This window comes from Streptococcus cristatus (assembly GCF_003943465.1).
Lineage (GTDB): Bacteria > Bacillota > Bacilli > Lactobacillales > Streptococcaceae > Streptococcus > Streptococcus cristatus_C.
In genome coordinates, this window is record NZ_RJPR01000001.1 from 95,563 (window position 1) to 115,405 (window position 19,843).

Annotated in this window: 20 protein-coding genes; 3 read left to right on the top strand and 17 right to left on the bottom strand. The window is 45.7% G+C overall.

Annotated elements, in window-relative coordinates; translation table 11 throughout:
- Positions 1-9: 9 nt before the first annotated feature.
- From D8793_RS00500 to D8793_RS00535, 8 genes are all read right to left on the bottom strand, one after another.
- A complete protein-coding gene (locus tag D8793_RS00500; protein ID WP_125371154.1) occupies positions 10-366 on the bottom strand; it encodes a hypothetical protein in 357 nt (118 codons plus the stop codon).
- A gap of 90 nt (positions 367-456) precedes the next feature.
- Positions 457-1,890 (bottom strand): Asp-tRNA(Asn)/Glu-tRNA(Gln) amidotransferase subunit GatB, encoded by a 1,434-nt coding sequence (gene gatB, locus D8793_RS00505; protein WP_125371155.1) that lies wholly within the window; start codon positions 1,888-1,890, stop codon positions 457-459.
- Positions 1,890-3,356: an Asp-tRNA(Asn)/Glu-tRNA(Gln) amidotransferase subunit GatA gene (gene gatA / locus D8793_RS00510; RefSeq protein WP_125371156.1), complete on the bottom strand. Its 1,467-nt coding sequence runs from the start codon at positions 3,354-3,356 to the stop codon at positions 1,890-1,892. Before gatA ends, gatB begins: the two co-directional genes overlap by 1 nt.
- On the bottom strand, positions 3,356-3,658 hold the full coding sequence (gene gatC / locus D8793_RS00515; RefSeq protein WP_002896305.1) for an Asp-tRNA(Asn)/Glu-tRNA(Gln) amidotransferase subunit GatC: 303 nt from the start codon (positions 3,656-3,658) through the stop codon (positions 3,356-3,358). The genes gatA and gatC overlap by 1 nt, the downstream gene beginning before the upstream one ends.
- 203 nt (positions 3,659-3,861) lie before the next feature.
- Positions 3,862-5,598, bottom strand: a complete 1,737-nt coding sequence (gene aspS / locus D8793_RS00520; protein ID WP_125371157.1) for an aspartate--tRNA ligase — start codon at positions 5,596-5,598, stop codon at positions 3,862-3,864.
- Positions 5,599-5,908: 310 nt separating this feature from the next.
- Positions 5,909-6,466: a cysteine hydrolase family protein gene (locus D8793_RS00525; RefSeq protein ID WP_002911884.1), complete on the bottom strand. Its 558-nt coding sequence runs from the start codon at positions 6,464-6,466 to the stop codon at positions 5,909-5,911.
- Positions 6,466-7,254: a GTP-sensing pleiotropic transcriptional regulator CodY gene (codY, locus tag D8793_RS00530; RefSeq protein ID WP_125371158.1), complete on the bottom strand. Its 789-nt coding sequence runs from the start codon at positions 7,252-7,254 to the stop codon at positions 6,466-6,468. Before codY ends, D8793_RS00525 begins: the two co-directional genes overlap by 1 nt.
- A 212-nt stretch (positions 7,255-7,466) precedes the next feature.
- Positions 7,467-8,681 (bottom strand): pyridoxal phosphate-dependent aminotransferase, encoded by a 1,215-nt coding sequence (locus D8793_RS00535; RefSeq protein WP_125371159.1) that lies wholly within the window; start codon positions 8,679-8,681, stop codon positions 7,467-7,469.
- Between the two features lie 257 nt (positions 8,682-8,938).
- Between D8793_RS00535 and D8793_RS00540 the strand changes: the two genes are divergently transcribed.
- Entirely contained in the window at positions 8,939-9,394 is a 456-nt protein-coding gene (locus D8793_RS00540; protein ID WP_061422220.1) for a universal stress protein, read from the top strand.
- Positions 9,395-9,508: 114 nt separating this feature from the next.
- On the opposite strand, the gene uvrA is transcribed toward D8793_RS00540, so the two are convergent.
- Positions 9,509-12,334 (bottom strand): excinuclease ABC subunit UvrA, encoded by a 2,826-nt coding sequence (uvrA, locus tag D8793_RS00545; protein ID WP_125371160.1) that lies wholly within the window; start codon positions 12,332-12,334, stop codon positions 9,509-9,511.
- A 122-nt stretch (positions 12,335-12,456) separates the two neighbouring features.
- Here uvrA and D8793_RS00550 point away from each other — a divergent pair, with 122 nt between their 5' ends.
- Together D8793_RS00550 and D8793_RS00555 are read left to right on the top strand one after the other, a co-directional pair.
- The gene (locus D8793_RS00550; protein WP_045500579.1) at positions 12,457-13,401 is read left to right on the top strand and encodes a magnesium transporter CorA family protein; all 945 of its coding nucleotides are present in this window, start codon (positions 12,457-12,459) and stop codon (positions 13,399-13,401) included.
- Between the two features lie 18 nt (positions 13,402-13,419).
- Positions 13,420-14,094 (top strand): DUF1129 domain-containing protein, encoded by a 675-nt coding sequence (locus D8793_RS00555; RefSeq protein WP_125371161.1) that lies wholly within the window; start codon positions 13,420-13,422, stop codon positions 14,092-14,094.
- A 31-nt stretch (positions 14,095-14,125) separates the two neighbouring features.
- Here the strand turns inward: D8793_RS00555 and D8793_RS00560 are convergent, their stop codons facing one another.
- From D8793_RS00560 to mvk, 8 genes are all read right to left on the bottom strand, one after another.
- Positions 14,126-14,635 (bottom strand): GNAT family N-acetyltransferase, encoded by a 510-nt coding sequence (locus D8793_RS00560; protein WP_125371162.1) that lies wholly within the window; start codon positions 14,633-14,635, stop codon positions 14,126-14,128.
- Positions 14,636-14,732: 97 nt separating this feature from the next.
- Positions 14,733-14,972, bottom strand: coding sequence for a 30S ribosomal protein S18 (gene rpsR / locus D8793_RS00565; protein WP_000068664.1), 240 nt, complete (start codon positions 14,970-14,972; stop codon positions 14,733-14,735).
- 40 nt (positions 14,973-15,012) lie between these two features.
- Complete coding sequence (locus D8793_RS00570; RefSeq protein ID WP_005591685.1) at positions 15,013-15,507, bottom strand: single-stranded DNA-binding protein; 495 nt, start codon at positions 15,505-15,507, stop codon at positions 15,013-15,015.
- Positions 15,508-15,518: 11 nt separating this feature from the next.
- On the bottom strand, positions 15,519-15,809 hold the full coding sequence (rpsF, locus tag D8793_RS00575; protein ID WP_002896497.1) for a 30S ribosomal protein S6: 291 nt from the start codon (positions 15,807-15,809) through the stop codon (positions 15,519-15,521).
- Between the two features lie 176 nt (positions 15,810-15,985).
- Entirely contained in the window at positions 15,986-16,990 is a 1,005-nt protein-coding gene (gene fni / locus D8793_RS00580; protein WP_125371163.1) for a type 2 isopentenyl-diphosphate Delta-isomerase, read from the bottom strand.
- Positions 16,974-17,993 (bottom strand): phosphomevalonate kinase, encoded by a 1,020-nt coding sequence (locus D8793_RS00585; RefSeq protein ID WP_125371164.1) that lies wholly within the window; start codon positions 17,991-17,993, stop codon positions 16,974-16,976. Before D8793_RS00585 ends, fni begins: the two co-directional genes overlap by 17 nt.
- Entirely contained in the window at positions 17,983-18,930 is a 948-nt protein-coding gene (gene mvaD, locus D8793_RS00590; protein WP_125371165.1) for a diphosphomevalonate decarboxylase, read from the bottom strand. The genes D8793_RS00585 and mvaD overlap by 11 nt, the downstream gene beginning before the upstream one ends.
- Positions 18,912-19,790, bottom strand: a complete 879-nt coding sequence (mvk, locus tag D8793_RS00595) for a mevalonate kinase (protein WP_125371166.1) — start codon at positions 19,788-19,790, stop codon at positions 18,912-18,914. Before mvk ends, mvaD begins: the two co-directional genes overlap by 19 nt.
- Positions 19,791-19,843 lie beyond the last annotated feature (53 nt).

Genomic DNA, 19,843 nt, shown 5'->3' on the forward strand with positions numbered 1-19,843 from the left:
TTCTTCAGTTTATTCTTCAATCCTAGCTGAGTAAAAAGGCAGAAGAAACATTAAAGCCATAGCAAGAAGCAATAAAATCGCACGCACTAGGCCACCAAAGAACAGGCCAAGCAACAAAACTCCTATACAGATAGAAAAATTTGTAAAATTTGTTTCAACTAGCAAAGTTTGCCCGGCTTTAACTGTCACTGGCTTGGTTCTCATAGGAGCTGCTCCTACACGAACAACAGCTTCTTCTCCCTCAATAGGAAAGGACGCTTCATCGCCATTCTGGATTGTACCAACCTTTTGACCATTGATTAAAATTGGAAAATTCCCAATGATCCCTACAAAGCCTGTTCCGCGTTTTACTTTCATTTCTGACATAAGAACTCCTTTATTTTTTATCTATTTTACCATAAGTTCCCTTCAAATAAAAGGCGAAAACCAGCCTCACGACTGGTTTTCTGCTTATTTCTATAATTTCTCCAACTCTTCGTTGAGCAGTTTTTGTGCTACTTGTGGGTTGGCTTGGCCCTTGGTAGCCTTCATGAGCTGACCAATCAAGGACTTGGCCGCATTCTTATTGCCACCCTTATAGTCATTGATGGCTTTTTCATTATCCGCAAAGACTTGCTGAATGATTGGCAATAACTGGGCAGGATCTGAGATTTGGATCAATCCTGCTTTCTGTACATACTCTTTTGCAGAGCCGCCATTTTTAGCCAGATGGACAAAGACCTTCTTAGCGATCTTAGAAGAAATCGTTCCGTCTGCAATCAGGGCAATCATCTCAGTCAGATTCTCAGGCGTCAGCTCAATCTCAGAGATGGTCTTACCTTCGGCATTGAGGTATTGCGCCACTTCTCCTTGGAGCCAGTTAGAGACAGCCTTAGCGTCTCCACCTGCAGCAACAGCTGCTTCAAAGAAGTCTGACACAGCCTTCGTTGCTGTCAACTGCTTGGCATCATAGTCAGACAGACCGTAATCGCCCACATACTTAGCCCGACGTTCTTTTGGAAAGGCTGGCAGACTACTGCGTACTTGCTCAATCCAAGCATCTTCAATCTCAAAGATCGGCAGATCAGGCTCTGGGAAGTAACGGTAGTCCGCTGAACCTTCTTTAACCCGCATGAGCAAGGTTTCGCCAGTCGCTTCGTCATAACGACGGGTTTCTTGACGGATTTGACCACCGCTGCGTAGGATTTCAGCCTGACGTTTTTCCTCAAAGGCCAGACCCTTACGGACAAAGTTGAAGGAGTTAAGGTTTTTCAGCTCAGTCTTGGTACCAAACTCTTCCTGACCGTAAGGACGGATGGAAATATTGGCGTCCACCCGCATGGAGCCCTCTTCCATCTTGACATCCGAAATACCCGTATACTGGATGATTTCCTTGAGGGCAGTCAGGTAGGCATAAGCTTCTTCTGGACTACGCATATCCGCTTCCGAGACAATCTCAATCAGTGGCACTCCTTGGCGGTTGAGGTCCACATAAGAGTAGCCATCGCTGCCGTGGGTATTCTTTCCGGCATCTTCTTCCAAGTGGGCTCGCTCGATACGGATTTTCTTGGTCGTGCCATCTTCTAGCTCAATCTCAATCCAGCCATTATAGCCAATCGGCTCATCAAACTGAGAAATTTGATAGGCTTTTGGATTGTCCGGGTAGAAGTAATTCTTGCGGTCAAAGTGCATCTTCTGGTGAATATCCATGTTCAAAGCCAGCGCAGCCTTGATACCATAGTCAATGACACCTTTATTCATAACAGGCAGAACACCTGGGAAAGACCAGTCGATGATATTGGTGTTGGCATTTGGATCCTCACCGAAGTGAGCTGGAGCCGGTGAGAAAATTTTTGAATTTGTCTTCAATTCAACATGGACTTCCAGTCCGATAACTGTTTCAAAGTTCATTATTTTTCACCTCCAAAGATAACTGGCTGCTGTTTGTGATAGTCAGTCGTCGCTTCAAATGCTGCGGCTGCCTGATAGATGGTCGCTTCATCGAAGTGGTTCCCAATCAGCTGCAAGCCGACGGGAAGACCATCTGCAAAGCCAGCTGGAATTGAAATACCTGGCAGGCCAGCCAGATTGACTGGAATGGTCAAAAGGTCAGCCAGATACATGGCCACTGGATCTTGGTTTTGACTGCCCAAGTCATAAGCTACCGTTGGTGCAGTTGGGCCTAAGATCAAATCATATTTTTCAAATACCTTGGCAAAATCCTGCATAATCAGGGTCCGAACCTGACCAGCTTTCTTGAAGTAGGCATCGTAGTAACCAGATGACAGACTGAAAGTTCCCAGCATGATGCGGCGTTTCACCTCTTCACCAAAGCCTTCGCTACGAGATTTAACATAGACATCTTCTAGATTTTCAATGCCTTCTGCGCGGTAGCCATAGCGAATACCGTCAAAGCGCTGCAGGTTAGAGCTAGCCTCAGAGGAAGCAATAATATAGTAGACTGCCACGCCGTACTTGCTGTGAGGCAGGCTAACCTCTTCAACGATAGCTCCTAGACTTTCCAAGTGCTTGGCTGCTGCCAGAATCGTTTCCTTGACCTTGCTGTCAATTCCCTCACCCATGTATTCCTTAGGCAGGGCAATCTTCATGCCCTTGATATCTTGGCCAATCTTGCTGGTAAAGTCTGGCACTGCCTCTTGTGATGATGTAGAATCCTTAGGATCATTACCAGAAATAACATTCAGAAGCTGAGCATTTTCCTTAACTGTCTGAGAGAAAGGCCCAATCTGGTCTAAAGAAGAACCAAAAGCAATGAGACCAAAACGGGAAACACGGCCGTAGGTTGGCTTGAGGCCGACTACACCGTTAAAGGAAGCAGGCTGACGAATAGAACCACCCGTATCCGAACCTAGTGACAGGCGAACCTGACCAGAGGCAACAGCTGTCGCTGAACCACCTGATGATCCACCAGGAACCTTGCTGCTGTCCCAAGCATTCTTAGTCGTCTTAAAGTAAGAGTTTTCGCTGGATCCACCCATGGCAAACTCGTCCATGTTGGTCTTACCGACGATAATCATATCCTTACCATAGAGCTTTTCTACACTGGTTGCATCGAAAATCGGCTTATAGTTGTAGAGCATTTTAGATGCAGCCGTCGTCAAGATTCCCTTGGTTGAGATATTGTCCTTAACCGCTAGCGGAATTCCGCTCATAAGATTGTCCGCATCAATGCCCTTGGCATCCAGAGCTGTAGCCTGAGCCAATGCTTCCTCTTCACTGATAGTAATGAAACTGTCCACAGCTCCTTCACGTTCTTTGATGTCTGCCAAAGTCGCCTGAGTTAACTCTACTGCAGAAATTTCTTTCTTGACCAGCAGATCATGCAACTCTTCAATGGTCTTGTGATTAAAAGTCATTAGGCATCTCCTCCGTCATCTAGGATGGCAGGCACTTTGATGTAGCCCCGCTCTTTTTCAGGTACATTTTGGAAAAGCTCTTCCCGGTTCCAGCCTGGCTGAGCCACATCTTCTCGCATATAGTTGATGTTAGCTGCCACATTGGAAGTGAAAGGCACACCCTCCGTGTCCACTTCATTGAGCAATTCGACCATATCGACAATCTTGGTTAAGGTCGTCGCAAACTCAGCAGTTTCTTCTGGTGAAAAAGCCAGTTTTGACAGCTTAGCAACGTGACTTACTTCTTCTTGAGTAATCTTCATCTCTGATTCCTTTCATAAGATATGTGAGCTTTAGCGACTAAAAATAACAATTTCTAGATGATATCTTTATTTCCAAGCTTCAGCTCACCTTTACTTTGACAAGCTAGGGACGCTCATTTATTTGCCATCCGCTAGCTCTTTTCTTCAGCTTCTTCCTGCCATTCTTCAGGAATTCGCATCATTTCATTTTACCATATTTCAGGCTAATTCTTCAATTCCAAATGCAGTTCTTTGAGCTGTCTTTGATCCACCAAACTTGGGCTTTCCAACATAGGGTCAAAGCCAGTACCATTTTTCGGAAAAGCAATGACTTGGCGGATATTTTCTTCCCCAGCCAAAATCATAACCAAGCGATCCAAGCCTAGAGCCAAGCCGCCGTGTGGTGGGAAGCCGTATTCTAAGGCTTCCAGGAAGAAACCAAAGTCCCGCTCATAGTCTTCCCGGCTCATGCCCAATAGCTCAAACATCGCTTCCTGAGCCTTCCTGTCATGAATCCGTAGACTCCCACCGCCGATTTCATAGCCATTCAAGACGATGTCGTAGGCATGGCTACGGAATTGGTCTGGCTTCTGTCCATCTTCAAAAATCCCCTGTGTGAAAGGATGGTGCATAGCTTGATAGCGGTTTTGGTCTTCATTCCACTCCAACAGCGGCCAATCCACAACCCAGAGAAAATGAAGCAGACTTGGGTCAATCAAATTCAAAGCTTTCGCGACTTCTATACGTAAATGTCCCAAAGCTTCCTGAGCCCGACGCTTCTTGGCCATGACTAGCAGGATGAGGTCTCCATCCTTGGCCTCAAAACGTGCTAGTAAATCCCGACTCTCAGCCTCAAAGGTGCTAGCCAAATCACCAACTAACTGACTATTTTCAACCTTTAGACTGACAAAACGACTGCAGCCAAATTCCTTCATTTCCTGATAGTAATGACTCAGTTGTTTCTTACTAAAAGCACTAGCCGCATCTGGCACACAGATTCCCATCACTTCCTCTTGGTTATCCAAGACTTTCTTGATGAGAAGAGAGTCATTGGACTGGCATAAATCCGTCAAATTCTTCAGCTCTAAACCAAAGCGTGTATCTGGCTTATCAGAGCCGAAGCGGCTCATAGCCTCATCATAGCTGATAGTCGGAAAATCTTCTGTTAACTCTAAACCATGAGTTTTCTTGACAACAGCCTTGAGCATAGCTTCAACCAGAGCTCTGATTTCTTCCTCGCTGGCAAAACTCAGCTCCAAATCCACCTGGGTAAACTCTGGCTGACGGTCTCCCCGCAAGTCTTCGTCACGGAAACAACGAACAATCTGATAATAGCGCTCGAGTCCTGCTCCCATCAGCAATTGCTTGAGCATCTGTGGGCTCTGTGGCAAGGCGTAGAATTGATTTTTAAAGACTCGACTAGGCACCAAGAAGTCTCTAGCCCCTTCTGGTGTTGACTTGGTCAGATAAGGCGTCTCCACTTCCAAAAAGTCCAAACCGTTCAAATATTCCCGAATGGTTGAGGTGACCTGGTGACGAAGTTTGAGGTTATGTGTCATCTTCTCACGGCGCAAGTCCAGGTAGCGGTATTTCTGACGCAGGTCTTCCCCTGTATGAGCATGTTGGTCCAGCTCAAAAGGCAGAGCCTTGCTGCTAGCAATAACTTCAATCTTTTCAGCTCTCAGCTCAACCTGACCAGACTTGATGGACTTATTGACAAAACGCTCTTCCCGCTGAACGACTTGCCCCGTCACTGCAATGACGTCCTCTTTGCCAATGTCTTCCAGCTTAGCAAAATCTTCAATCTCACCGCCAACGAAGACCTGCAGCAAGCCCTCACGGTCCCGTAATTCAATAAAGGCTAGCTTGCCGTGATTGCGGATATTGGCCACCCAGCCAGTTGCGGTCATGGTCTGTCCAACCTGCTCTAAACCGTAGTTTCCGATAAAAATTTCTTTCATATTCTTTCCCTCTCAAATCCATTTGCAAGCTGCCCTATCCTTAGGTATATTAGCAACTTTCTTCCAGCATATCCACTTTCCCTTTTGCAAAACAAAAAGCTTCCGTCTATGAAACAGACGAAAGCCGTGGTACCACTGTTATTCGCCGCCTTAAAAGGCAGCCTCTGAGCTCGTAACGTGAGTGGCGTTTGTGCTTGGTCACACAAAAGATTACGAAACATGTTCTTCGGTTTTTGCTTTCTTGGTGCTGCTCTCAGCCATCAGCACTCTCTGTGCAAGTCAGCAAGCCTACTCTGCTTCTCTTTTACTCTTAAATTGTATCTATTATAGTCGAACCCAGGACATTTTGCAAGTGATTTAAGGCAAATTTGTGATTTTCCTCTGACAGAGAAGCCACTGCCGGCTCTACCACCTGAATCTGATAACCAAGATTATAGGCATCAATCGCTGTATGCAAGACGCAAATATCCGTCAAGACTCCAGTCAAAATGACCGTATCTACCTTTCTTTCCCGCAGGCGGATATCTAAATCCGTACCAGAAAAAGCAGAATAATGGCGCTTATCCATCCAAAAGACCCGAGAGTCTGCTTGATGCTTGTCATAAAAATCAGCCAAAGGACCATAAAGATTGCGACCACTGGTCCCTTTGATATTATGAGGTGGAAACAGCTTGCTCTCAGGATGAAAGGCATCATTTTCATCGTGGGCATCAATAGCGAAGAAGATATAGTCGCCTCGATCAAAAGCTGCCTTGGTCACTTGAGCAATGGCTTCAGAAATTGCCTGAGCTGGCGCTCCTGCTGTCAACTTGCCCTCATCTGCAACAAAATCAACTGTATAATCAATGGAAATCAGTGCTTTAGCCATTAGTAGTCCCTCTTTTTAATTTCATCAAAGACATCCGTAATAAGAACTTTCAAATAAGTTCCCTTCATCCCCAGCGAGCGGCTTTCAATAATCCCCGCACTTTCCAGCTTGCGCAAAGCATTGACAATCACTGAGCGGGTAATTCCGATGCGGTCAGCAATGACAGAAGCCGTCAGTTGCCCTTCATTGCCATTGAGCTCGCCCAGAATAGCTGAAACAGCTCTTAGCTCTGAGTAAGACAGAGTATTGACCGCCATGGTCACAGCTGTCCGGCGACGGATGTTCTTCTCGTCCTCTTCCCGCTGGAAGTTAAGCAGCTGGATACCGACTACTGTGCTGGCAATCTCGACCAAAATCAAATCGTCATCCAAAAATTCCTTGTCATTGCGCCAGATAATCAGCGAGCCCAAGCGAATACCGGAAACATGAATCGGTGCGATAGTAGTCAAACCATCTGGGAATTCATCCTTGGTTTCCACTGGGAAAATCGTCAAATCGTGAGTTACAGGCAGATTAGCCTCCGTCTCATACACCATGTTTGCTTCTTGAACATATTCTTTGGGGAATGTCTTGTCTTGGAAAAAGGCTTCTACACGATCATTATTTGTCTTGTAGCGCATGAAATAGCCCAAGAGACGGCCCTTGCTGTTGATGATGCAGGCATTGCAATGAATAATATCAGCAAGCTGGCGAGTGATCGCATTGTAAGGAAGTTCTTCCTGAAGTTGCTCCTCTGAACGTTTCAAGATAGAAGTAATCTTCCTTGTTTTTTCTAATAGTTTTGCCATACATTTACCTCGTATTTAGTCCCCTTGATTGTACCATAATCGACCGAAATTTTCAATAATTATCTGAAAATTGTGTATTGAAAAAAAATTCGCTACAATTCTGAAAGATTCAGAATTTAATGATTGCGAAAAAAATCACTTCATCAAAAAAACCATTTAAAATAATTCTAAGACGAATTTGTTTTAAACGGTTTATGACTTATAATTTATGCTTATCTGCGGTATTGGCGCAGGAAGCGCGTCATTTTTTCTTGGATCTGGGCTAGCTCATCTACTCGAGGCAGATAAACGATTCGGAAATGATCTGGATCCTTCCAGTTAAAGCCTCGTCCATGGACAAGAAGGACTTTTTCCTGCTTGAGGAAATCCAAGACAAACTGCTCATCATCATCGATCCGGTACATTTCTCGATCAATTTTCGGGAAGATGTAAAGACCCGCCTTAGGTTTGACTGCAGACAAACCCGGAATATCTTGAATGGCATTGTAAATGAAGTTTCTTTGTTCATAGATACGGCCACCTGGCAAAAGCAATTCATCCACCGACTGGTGACCTCCAAGCGATGTTTGCACAACCTGCTGGGCCAAGACGTTAGAGCACAAGCGCATATTGGAAAGCATATTGAGGCCTTCAATATACCCTTTAACGTGCCGCTTAGGACCAGATAGCACCATCCAGCCAACTCGGAAACCAGCGATACGGTGGGACTTAGACAGGCCATTCATACTAACACAGAAAACATCAGGAGCCAGACTAGCTACAGACGTATGCACATGCCCATCCATCACCATGCGGTCATAAATTTCATCCGCAAAGATAATAAGATTGTTCTGGCGAGCAATTTCCACAATTTCCAGCAAAAGTTCCTTAGGATAAAGTGCTCCCGTTGGATTGTTAGGATTGATGATAATGATAGCCTTAGTATTAGAGGTGATTTTTGACTTGATGTCGTCAATATCTGGATACCATTCTGCCTGCTCATCACAGACATAATGAACCGCATTCCCACCAGCCAGACTAACTGCAGCCGTCCAGAGTGGGTAGTCCGGCATCGGTACTAAGACCTCATCTCCATCATCCAAGAGTCCCTGCATAGACATAACAATCAGCTCGCTGACTCCATTTCCAAGATAAATATCATCGATATCAACATTAGGGAAATTTCTGAGCTGGCAATACTGCATAATGGCCTTACGGGCTGAGAAAATCCCCTTAGAATCAGAGTAACCCTCACTATCACGCGCATTCATAATCAAATCATGAATGACCTCGTCTGGTGCGGTAAAGCCAAATTCAGCTGGATTTCCCGTGTTCAAGCGGAGGATTTTTTCTCCGTTGGCCCGCATCCGCATCGCTTCATCCAACACCGGTCCACGAATATCATAGGCTACATGTTCCAGTTTGCTGGACTTATTAAATTCTTTCATCCTATTTTCCTCAATTCATCTGAATGATTTTATTATACCACCAGAAAAAAAGATTGACAATTAGGAAGAATTTGGGAAAGCTCGTTTGAATTAAAATATATCTTATAACTTAGGAAAATACATGTATCCATCACAATAATTTCACTTGATTTCTGAATTTCATTTGCAGCTTTACTTTTTTTCTGAAAAGGTTTACAATATAAGTGAAGATATAAGAAACTCGAATCTTGGATTCGACAAAAGATGGAGGTAGCTTTATGACTCAACAAAAATATGAAAATATCATGGTCGCTGTTGACGGCTCTCGCGAAGCAGAACTCGCTTTTGAAAAAGGGGTTAATGTAGCGCTGAGAAATGCTTCTCGCTTGACAATTGCTCACGTGATTGATACACGGGCTCTCCAAAGCGTCTCAACCTTTGACGCTGAGGTCTACGAAGACCTCCAAGAAGAAGCACAAAAGTTAATGACAGAGTACAAGGAAAAGGCGCAAAAAGCAGGGGTCAAATACGTTGATATCGTCATTGAATTGGGTAATCCCAAAACCCTCCTTGCGACTGACATTCCCGACGAACACAAGGTTGACTTGATTATGGTCGGAGCTACTGGTCTCAATGCCTTTGAACGCCTCCTAGTCGGCTCATCATCTGAGTATATCCTTCGCCACGCGAAAGTGGACTTACTGGTCGTTCGTGACAAAGAGAAAACATTCTAAGAATATTAAGCAGGTAGCCCTAATGGCTGTACCTCGCTTCACACATAACTGTAAGCCAAAATCCCTCATTAGGTTAGCCTAGTGAGGGATCTGTGTTTTAGAACAATAAAAATCTTATTTCAGCTTACCTTTCAAATACTGGCCAGTGTAGCTGGCTGGATTGGCTGCAACCTCTTCTGGTGTACCCGTCGCAATAATCGTACCACCACCGACACCGCCTTCTGGGCCTAGGTCGATGATATGGTCAGCTGTCTTGATAACATCCAAATTGTGCTCGATAACGAGGACCGTATTGCCATCATCCACGAAGCGGGCTAAAATCTTGAGCAAACGAGCAATGTCCTCTGTATGAAGCCCTGTGGTCGGCTCATCCAAGATATAGAAGGACTTGCCAGTCGAGCGCTTATGAAGCTCACTGGCCAGCTTCATCCGCTGGGCTTCACCACCTGACAAGGTTGTGGCTGGCTGCCCCAGAGTCACATAGCCTAGCCCCACGTCCTTGATAGTCTGGAGTTTTCGGGCAATCTTAGGAATATGCTGAAAGAATTCCACCGCATCATTGACTGTCATGTCCAAAACCTGAGCGATATTCTTCTCCTTGTAGTGGACTTCCAGAGTCTCACTATTATAGCGAGTGCCGTGGCAGACCTCACAGGCCACATAGACGTCAGGTAGGAAGTGCATCTCAATCTTGATAATTCCATCACCCGAGCAGGCCTCACAGCGACCGCCCTTGACGTTAAAGCTGAAACGGCCTTTTTTGTAGCCGCGAATCTTGGCTTCATTGGTCTTGGCAAACAGATCGCGAATATCGTCAAAGACTCCAGTATAAGTAGCCGGATTAGAGCGTGGTGTCCGGCCAATCGGACTTTGGTCGATATCAATCAGTCTGTCCACATGCTCAATACCGCTGATTTTCTTGAACTTACCTGGCTTAGCAGAGTTGCGGTTGAGTTTTTGGGCGATGGCTTTCTTAAGGATAGAGTTGACCAGCGTTGACTTGCCGGATCCAGAAACTCCCGTCACAGCGATAAATTTGCCCAAGGGGAATTTAGCTGAGATATTCTGCAAGTTATTCTCCTGAGCCCCTGTCACTTCAATAAAGCGGCCATTGCCTACACGGCGTTCCAATGGTACCGGAATCTCACTCTTACCTGACAGGTATTGACCAGTGATGGATTTCTTGTTCTTAGCCACTTGTGCAGGAGTGCCGGCTGCGACAATTTCACCGCCGAAAACACCGGCTCCTGGTCCCACATCAATCAGCCAGTCAGCCTCCCGCATGGTATCCTCGTCGTGCTCAACCACGATGAGGGTATTGCCTAGGTCGCGCATCTTCTTGAGGCTGGCAATCAGGCGGTCATTGTCACGCTGGTGCAAGCCAATCGAGGGCTCGTCCAGGATATAGAGGACGCCACTTAGATTGGAACCAATCTGAGTCGCCAGACGAATCCGCTGACTCTCACCTCCTGATAGAGTCCCAGCCGAGCGAGACAAAGTCAGGTAATTGAGGCCAACATTATTAAGGAAGGTCAGACGGTCATGGATTTCTTTGAGAATAGGCCGCGCAATCGTAGCTTCGTTGTCAGTCAAGCTAAGCTTGTCCAACTGAAGCAAATGATCTGAAATAGACAAGTCTGAAATCTCACCGATATGCAAGCCATCTTCGCCGCCAACCTTGACAGACAAGGCCTGAGGGCTGAGTCGATAGCCATGACAAGCTGCACAAGTCAGCTCATTCATATATGTTCGCATCTGCGTCCGAGTAAAATCACTATTGGTTTCATGGTAGCGCCGGTTGATATTGGTGACAACCCCCTCAAAAGGAATGTCAATATCGCGCACGCCGCCAAACTCATTTTCATAGTGAAAATGGAACTCTCGTCCATCTGAGCCAAAGAAAATCAGCTGTTTTTCTTCCTCAGTCAGCTCCTCAAAAGGCTTGTCCATATCAATGCCAAAGGCTGCCATAGCCTGCTCCAGCATCTGTGGATAGTAGTTGGAGGAGATGGGATTCCAAGGCGCTAGCGCTCCTTCGCGCAAAGTCTTGCTAGAATCTGGCACGACCACATCTAGATCCACTTCCAGCTTAACTCCTAGACCATCACAGTCCGGACAGGAGCCAAAAGGCGCATTGAAAGAAAAGAGTCGCGGCTCTAGCTCTGGGACTGTAAAGCCACAAACTGGACAGGCATAATGCTCAGAAAAGAGTAGTTCTTGACCGTCCATGGTATCAATCACCACATAGCCCTCAGCAATCCGCAGAGCTGCTTCGACCGAGTCAAAGAGGCGACTGCGCACTCCTTCCTTGATGACAATTCTGTCCACCACGACTTCAATATCATGCTGCTTGCTCTTAGAAAGCTCTGGCACTTCTGTTACATCGTAGACATCGCCATCCACGCGCACCCGGACATAACCATCTTTCTGAATCTTGTCAAAAACGGTCTTATGCTGGCCCTTTTTCTTGCGAATGACCGGCGCTAAAACCTGCAGCCGCTGACGCTCTGGCAATTCTAAGACCTTGTCGACAATCTGTTCAACAGACGAAGCCTTAATAGCTCCATGTCCATTGACACAGTAGGGCGTTCCAACACGGGCGTAGAGCAGCCGTAGGTAGTCATTGATTTCAGTGGCAGTTCCCACTGTTGAGCGAGGATTTTTGCTGGTCGTCTTCTGGTCAATGGAAATAGCTGGGCTGAGACCATCAATCGAGTCCACATCCGGCTTTTCCATATTGCCCAAAAACTGCCGAGCATAGGCCGACAGACTCTCCACATAGCGGCGTTGCCCCTCAGCATAAAGGGTATCAAAAGCCAGACTAGACTTGCCCGAACCAGACAGGCCGGTCACCACGACCAGCTTGTCTCGGGGAATTTCCACATCAATATTTTTTAAATTATGAGCTCGCGCTCCATGAATCACAATTTTATCTTGCATCTCTTCCACACTTTACCTTTAAACTTCTTCTATTATAGCAAATTTTTCTGCAAACTTTTTCCCAAAAGACTAGAATTTGTAGTATAATAAGACGGTGCTTATAAACGATTCTAGGAGGAGATATGAAGCAAGTATTTTTATCAACAACAACCGAGTTCAAGGAGATTGATACACTTGAATCGGGAACTTGGATAAATATGGTCAATCCTTCCCAAAATGAATCTTTAGAAATCGCCAACGCCTTTGGCATTGACATAGCTGACCTACGAGCACCACTCGATGCCGAGGAAATGTCTCGGGTCACCATCGAGGATGAGTACACACTGATCATCGTAGACGTGCCTATCACAGAGGAGCGGAATAACCAGACTTACTATGTTACTATCCCGCTTGGTATTATCATCACAGAAGAAGCTATCATCACGACCTGTTTGGAAAAGCTGCCCCTGCTGGATATCTTTATCCACCGTCGCTTGCGTAACTTTTATACTTTCATGCGGTCACGTTTTATCTTTCAGATTCTCTACCGCAATGCCGAGCTATATCTGACAGCCCTGCGTTCCATTGACCGCAAGAGCGAGCAGATTGAAAGCCAGCTGCACCAGTCAACTCGAAATGAAGAACTGATCGAGCTCATGGAGCTGGAAAAAACCATTGTCTATTTCAAAGCCTCCCTCAAAACCAATGAACGCGTGATTAAAAAACTAACCAGCTCTACCAGCAATATCAAGAAATACTTGGAAGATGAAGATTTGCTGGAAGATACTTTGATTGAGACCCAGCAGGCCATTGAGATGGCTGATATTTATGGAAATATCCTCCACAGCATGACAGATACTTTTGCTTCCATTATTTCCAACAACCAGAATAATGTCATGAAGACACTGGCTTTGGTAACCGTTGTCATGTCCATCCCGACCATGCTCTTCTCAGCCTATGGGATGAACTTCAAAGATAATGAACTACCTCTAAATGGCGAGCCACATGCCTTCTGGATTATCATGTTTATCGCCTTTGCTCTGAGTGGCTCTCTGACCCTCTACCTCTTCCATAAAAAATTATTCTAACCAGCAGAAAGGACTCACATGTCACAAGTAGTATCAGACAAACTAACTAAGAAAAACAAGGAATTTCTCCACATCGCCACTCACCAACTCCTCAAAGATGGCAAATCCGATGAAGAAGTAAAAGCAATCTTAGAAGAAATCATTCCAAACATTTTAGAAAATCAAGCCAAGGGTATCCCTGCCCGTGCTCTCTACGGTGCACCAACTTACTGGGCCTCTTCTCTCACTGCTAAGGAGCGCTATGACGCCGAGCATCCAAAACAAAACGATGATCCAAAATGGATGATGCTAGATTCTGTCCTTTTCATTTTCGGTTTCTTCACCGTTCTGACTTCCATCGTCAATTTGGCATCTTCTCGACCGTCTGTTTACGGCATGACGACACTTGTCTTTGGTAGTATTGTCGGTGGTCTCGCTTTCTACGCCCTCTATCATTTCGTTTACCGTTTTTACGGACCAGATACTGAGCGTAGCCAGCGTCCACATCTACTCAAATCTATCCTTATCATGCTAGTAGCCATTGGTCTTTGGACCCTTTCAATCATTGGTTCTAGTCTACTGCCCGACTCTCTCAACCCACATTTGTCAAACATTGTCGTTGCCATCATCGGAGGGATCACCCTAGCACTCCGTTTCTACCTCAAGAAGCGCTTCAATATCAAGAGTGCAACCATGGGGCCAGCGAAATATTAAGCAGCATAAAAAAGAGGTTTTTCAACCTCTTTTATTTTGCACTTTTTGAAAAGTATAAGACCAACTCATCGTTATTCTCGCACGAAGCATAGGGCGTGAGTGGCTGATTTTGAAACCAAACTCCTGACCCATCTGGCATATAACCACGACCTACATACAGTCGTTGTGCTGGACCATAGCCTTTATGCAGGCCAACTCCCAAGCTGACAACATCTGAATAATGCTGCGCTACTTGCTCTGCTTTGTCCAATAAAGCTGTGCCAATTCCTCGCTTTTGGAAACTTTCAAAAACATTAAAATCCGTTAACTCAGGATAAAGACCAGCAAAAGGCCCATGCTTTGCCAATGGGATGACTGTAATGTAGCCAGCCAAAAATTCACCAACAACCGCCACCAAAACTTGGCGCTCACCCGCCTCTTGCTCCAGAAAGTAGTTTTTTAAAATCTCTCTCCGACCAGGCCAGCCTTGCTGGATAAAAGCATGCGATAAGCCTTCAATATCCTCAAAAAGCATCTTTCTGATGGCTAGTTCTTCTGTCATGGCAAACCTCCCATATCTCGATAGTTGCTCCTATTATAGCACTGTCCCTTCCTATCATCAAGACAGCAAAAACCCCTGCAAAAAGCAGGGGCTCTCATTAGTCTTCATTTACGAAAGGCATCAAAGCCATTACGCGAGCGCGTTTGATAGCTGTTGTTACTTTACGTTGGTTTTTAGCTGAAGTTCCTGTTACACGACGAGGAAGGATTTTCCCACGTTCTGAAACGAAACGGCTAAGAAGCTCAGTATCTTTGTAATCAACATATTCAATCTTGTTTGCTGCGATGTAATCAACTTTTTTACGGCGTTTGAATCCGCCACGACGTTGTTGAGCCATGTTATTCTCCTTTATATTATAGTTCTAGTTTTGTCCATTATTAGAATGGTAAATCATCGTCTGAGATGTCCATCGGGTTTGAATTGCCGAATGGGCTTTCATCACGAGAAAAATTCGGTACTTGGTTGAATGAGTCAGCATTACCATAGCTTGGTGCAGAGTTTCCACCGAAGCCACCGCCACCAAAGCCAGCTGAAGGCTGCCCTTCACGGCTTGCACGACTTTCCAGAAGCTGGAAGTTGTCTGCAACGACTTCTGTGACATAGACACGCTGGCCTTGCTGATTGTCGTAGTTACGAGTCTGGATGCGACCAGTAATTCCGATTAGAGCGCCTTTTTTGGCCCAATTAGCAAGATTTTCTGCCTGCTGACGCCAGATAACAACATTGATAAAGTCCGCTTCACGCTCACCACTTTGATTTTTAAAGTTGCGATTAACAGCCAGAGTAAAGGTTGCGACCGCTTGGTTTTGCGGTGTATAGCGAAGTTCAGCATCACGGGTCATACGTCCCACAAGTACAACGTTATTAATCATAATTTACCTTCTTAAGCGTCAAGTTTGACGATCATGTGACGAAGAATGTCAGCGTTGATTTTTGAAAGACGGTCAAACTCTTTAAGAGCTGCATCGTCGTTTGCTTCAACGTTAACGATGTGGTAAAGTCCTTCACGGAAATCTTGGATTTCGTATGCAAGACGACGTTTTTCCCAGTCTTTTGATTCAACAACAGTTGCACCGTTGTCAGTCAAGATAGAGTCAAAGCGTGCTACCAAAGCGTTTTTAGCTTCTTCTTCAATGTTTGGACGAATAATATAAAGAATTTCGTATTTAGCCATTGATATGTTCCTCCTTTTGGTCTAATGACCCCAAGACGCTGCAAGGGGTAAGTGAGGTTCACTCACAAATAATAATTATACTAGATTTCCTTGCAAATAGCAAGAATAAATTTCGCTTTTCTTTGAATGATCTGCTAAAGCATTTTATCAGCTAGACAAAGCATACCAGCAAGTGATTATTGCACCTGTTCGGCTCCTTCTTTTAAGCGACCGTAAAGCAGATAGGGGACGGATGTTAATTCTTGAAGGTTGCGGCAGGACAGGGCACACATCAACAGCCGTAAGTCTTCTTTCCAGCCATTTACAATAGCAATGACCTCTTCGACTGGATATTTTTCGACCAAGTCTAACATAGTCCGAGAAAGGCCGACTGCTTTAGCACCAAGGACCAAGGCTTTAACCATGTCTAGAGGATGGCGAATGCCACCGCTTGCCAGCAACTCCACCTTGTCCACCCAATCTTGCGCTGCCAGTAAAGCCTGGGCTGTGCTCTGCCCCCAACCGTTGAGATAGTCTCGCTGACCGCTCCGCTGATTTTCAATATAGGCAAAGCTCGTTCCACCACGACCAGAAATATCAAAGGTTGAAATACCTAGTGCCTGCGCTTCCTCAATCGTCTTTCGATCCATGCCAAAGCCTACTTCCTTGAGGACAAGGGGGACTGGAAAATCTTTTCCATAGGCTTCCAGATGCTGCTTCCAAGTTCTGAAGGTCCGCTCTCCCTCAGGCATTAGCAATTCTTGCATGACATTGACATGTAGCTGGAGAAACAAAGGTTTCAAATCCGACACCGCCTGCAAGCCTGCTGCTACTGGTTTGTCAAGACCAATATTGCTGGCCAAGAGTAGATTAGGCTTGTCCTTTGCCACAGCGTAAGAATCATCATCTGGATTTTTCAGAGCAGCACTGTAAGAACCTGTCACAAAGAGGATGCCACAGGCTTCGGCTACTTTAGCCAGCTTTTCATTGATTTCTCGCCCTTTTGGACTTCCACCTGTCATGGCATTGATATAAAGAGGAAAATCCCAGTCACGCCCAGCGAAATGAGTGGATAAGTCAATCTCGTCCAAATCATAGGCTGGCAAAGAGCAATGGATTAATTCTATATCATCAAAGCTATTGTAGCCAAGGGGCTGTTCTAGGGCGTAGTTGATGTGATCATCTTTACGACTTTGGCTCATGAGCGCCCATCCTTTCTTGGTAGAGTAATTCCAGACCAGCTTCTTGCCAGCGTTGGATCAAGGTTTGGCTATCTTCGGCAGCAAAAGACAGGGCGAAGCCACAATCTCCACCGCCAGCTCCACTGCTTTTAGCGACACAATCCAAGCCCTGACTCGCCTCTCTTAAGGCCTGTAATTTCTCCGTATAAATCAGCGGACTGAGCCTGTCTAATAACTGACTGGCAGTCAATAAACTATTTTTTACAGCTGTCTTATCAGCCGACACAAAAGCTTCTTTCAGACCGTCCACCTGAAGCTGGGTTTGAGTCAAGAAATCTTCGTTTAAGCTCGACTTAACCTGCTTGACAAGGTCACTCGAAATAGCCGGTTCTCTCGTCCAACCAACCAGAAAATCACAAGATAAAGCAGACTGTATTGGCTTAATTTCATAGCCCCAATCTTGCTCTAAAATTTCTAATAGACTTGTGCCGAGCAATCGCTGGCGGATTGCCATCCGATCAAAAGAACGATAATAAACCAGTTGTTCATAAGCAATGCAGGCCAGATCTCCCATGGAGCCATTATCCCCCCGCTCGAGAAGCACTACTGCAGCTAGTCTAAAGAGGAGGTCAGAGCTTAGTTTCAGTTGATAAAAAGCGGCCATCGCCTTGATCGTCAGGACAACCACGCTGCCACTGGAACCCAGCCCAAACTTTCGCCCGTCTTTCTCCATTTTTCCTCTGATAGTCAAAGCAAATGGGTGCAATGGGCATTGTATCAAGCCGAGATAGTCATTCATCAGCTGAATAGTCTCTTGAATCAAGGCATAATCCGCATCTGGTGCTAGACTGGCTTTATGGCTAAAAAGATCCGAATCCAGCTCATAACTATCCGCCGCCTCAATCTCTGCCCGCATATAGATGGGAATATTCTTAATCAAAGCCGCATGACCAGGACTCAGGACAGCATATTCCCCTGCTAGATAGAGCTTTCCGCAGGTCTGGACTTGTATCTTAGTTTCCATCAGGCAATTCCTTCGTTTTGGAGACAATCAGACGGTACTGAGCCGCAAAGAGGGGCACCAAGTCTTCCAAGTCCTCTTCAAGGCAGAGAACCTTGACATTAGGACCAGCGTCCATGGTGAAATAGCAAGGATGTCCCTGGCCTCGGAGCTGGCGAACAAAGTCCATCGCAGCATAGCTTTCCTCTGTCAGATAAGTAAATGGAGGCGTGGCTGTCTCTGTCGTTGCATGCATCCGCAGGGCATTCTCCTCGGTCAACTGCCCAACTTTCTCAAAATCATTATCCTTTAGGTAGACCAGCATATCCTGATAGTCCTGAGCTGACTGGTCAATCCAATCCTGAAAATTTTTGGACGTTTCAGCACAGAGCTGCATGCCAAGTCGACTAGAAATCGGCTTTTTCTCATCATGAAGCACCAACATAATCATGGCCAGCTTAAGGTCGGTTTGCACAGGGTAAATTGCTCCGCTATCCTTGTCCCATGCTGCCAAAGGACCAAAAAAGGAGCGGGCTGACGAACCTGAAGCAAACTTAGCCAACTGGGCCAGCTCCTCGGTATTGTAATGAGTTTTAAAATAAGCATCACAAGCCTTGACCAAGGCAGATAAGCCGCTGGAACTAGAGGATAAACCTGCTGCTGTCGGCATATTGTTACTGGTGTCAATCCGCACCCAGTCACTTGGCTCCGTGCGAAAGCGATCAATAATCCGACTGACCTTAGCATTCTCTTCTGGGCTTTGCAATTGCCCATCGATATAAAATTCATCGCCAGCAGCCTCAGCCGAAAGTGGACTTAACTGGGTTTGGGTGTACATATTCTCTAAAGTCAAGGAAATACTGCTAGTGGAAGGAATCATCCGCTCAGCATCTGCCTTGCCCCAATACTTGACAATAGCAATATTGGCGTAAGACTTGACACTTACAGGCTTTCTATCCATATATTGCTGGCTCCTTTCTCTCTCAAAAGACGGGCTAAGTCTTCCGCCTCTTTCTTTTCTTTTATTAGCACAATCACGCAGCCACCTAGGCCACCGCCACTCATTTTGGCTCCAAGAGCCCCATTTTCAAGCGCCAGCTCGACCAAGTCATCAGATAGCTGGCAAGAAACTCCCAACTGAGCTAGTTTGCCGTGAGCCTTAGTCATAGCCTGACCCATGGTCAGCAAATCTTTGAGATGGATCGCCTTTTCAACAATTTTCGTCAGATTTCCCAGCTCCTGTAAGAGGGGCAGAGCCTCCTGACCCAAACTTTCTACCTTTTTGATGGCTTCCCTCGTGTGTCCGTGAATGCCCGTATCCGCAATCAACAGATAAGCGCTCAAATCTAACTCAATCTCTGAAAATCCGACATTGCGGATAAACTTGATGGCTACATCACTAAGACAGGTCTTGGCATCCAGACCGCTTGGATTCATATGGGCAATCATCTCTGCTCGATTAGCCAAAATTTCCAGAGTTTCATGATCCAAGGCTTCCTCGAAGTAGTCAAAAACCGCACGAATAGCTGCAATGCTGACAGCAGCAGACGAACCCATGCCCCGCTTTTCTGGCACCATAGAATTCACCTGGCAACGAATCTGAGCACCTTGCTTCCCCAAGTGCTCCAGACAGGCAAAAACAGCCATGGACAAGGTATCTTCCACATAGAGAGTCCAAGGCTTCTCAGAAGGAAATACCTGACAAGTCACTTCGATATTATTGAGAGGCAAAGCCAAGGCTGGATAGCCATAGACCACCGAATGCTCCCCCATCAGAATAATCTTGCTGTGTGCCTTGCCGACACCCTTCTCTTTTGTCATACTTTCTCTCTATTTCTTCCTTCTATCTTCTATATTTTAATATACTTTTGAAA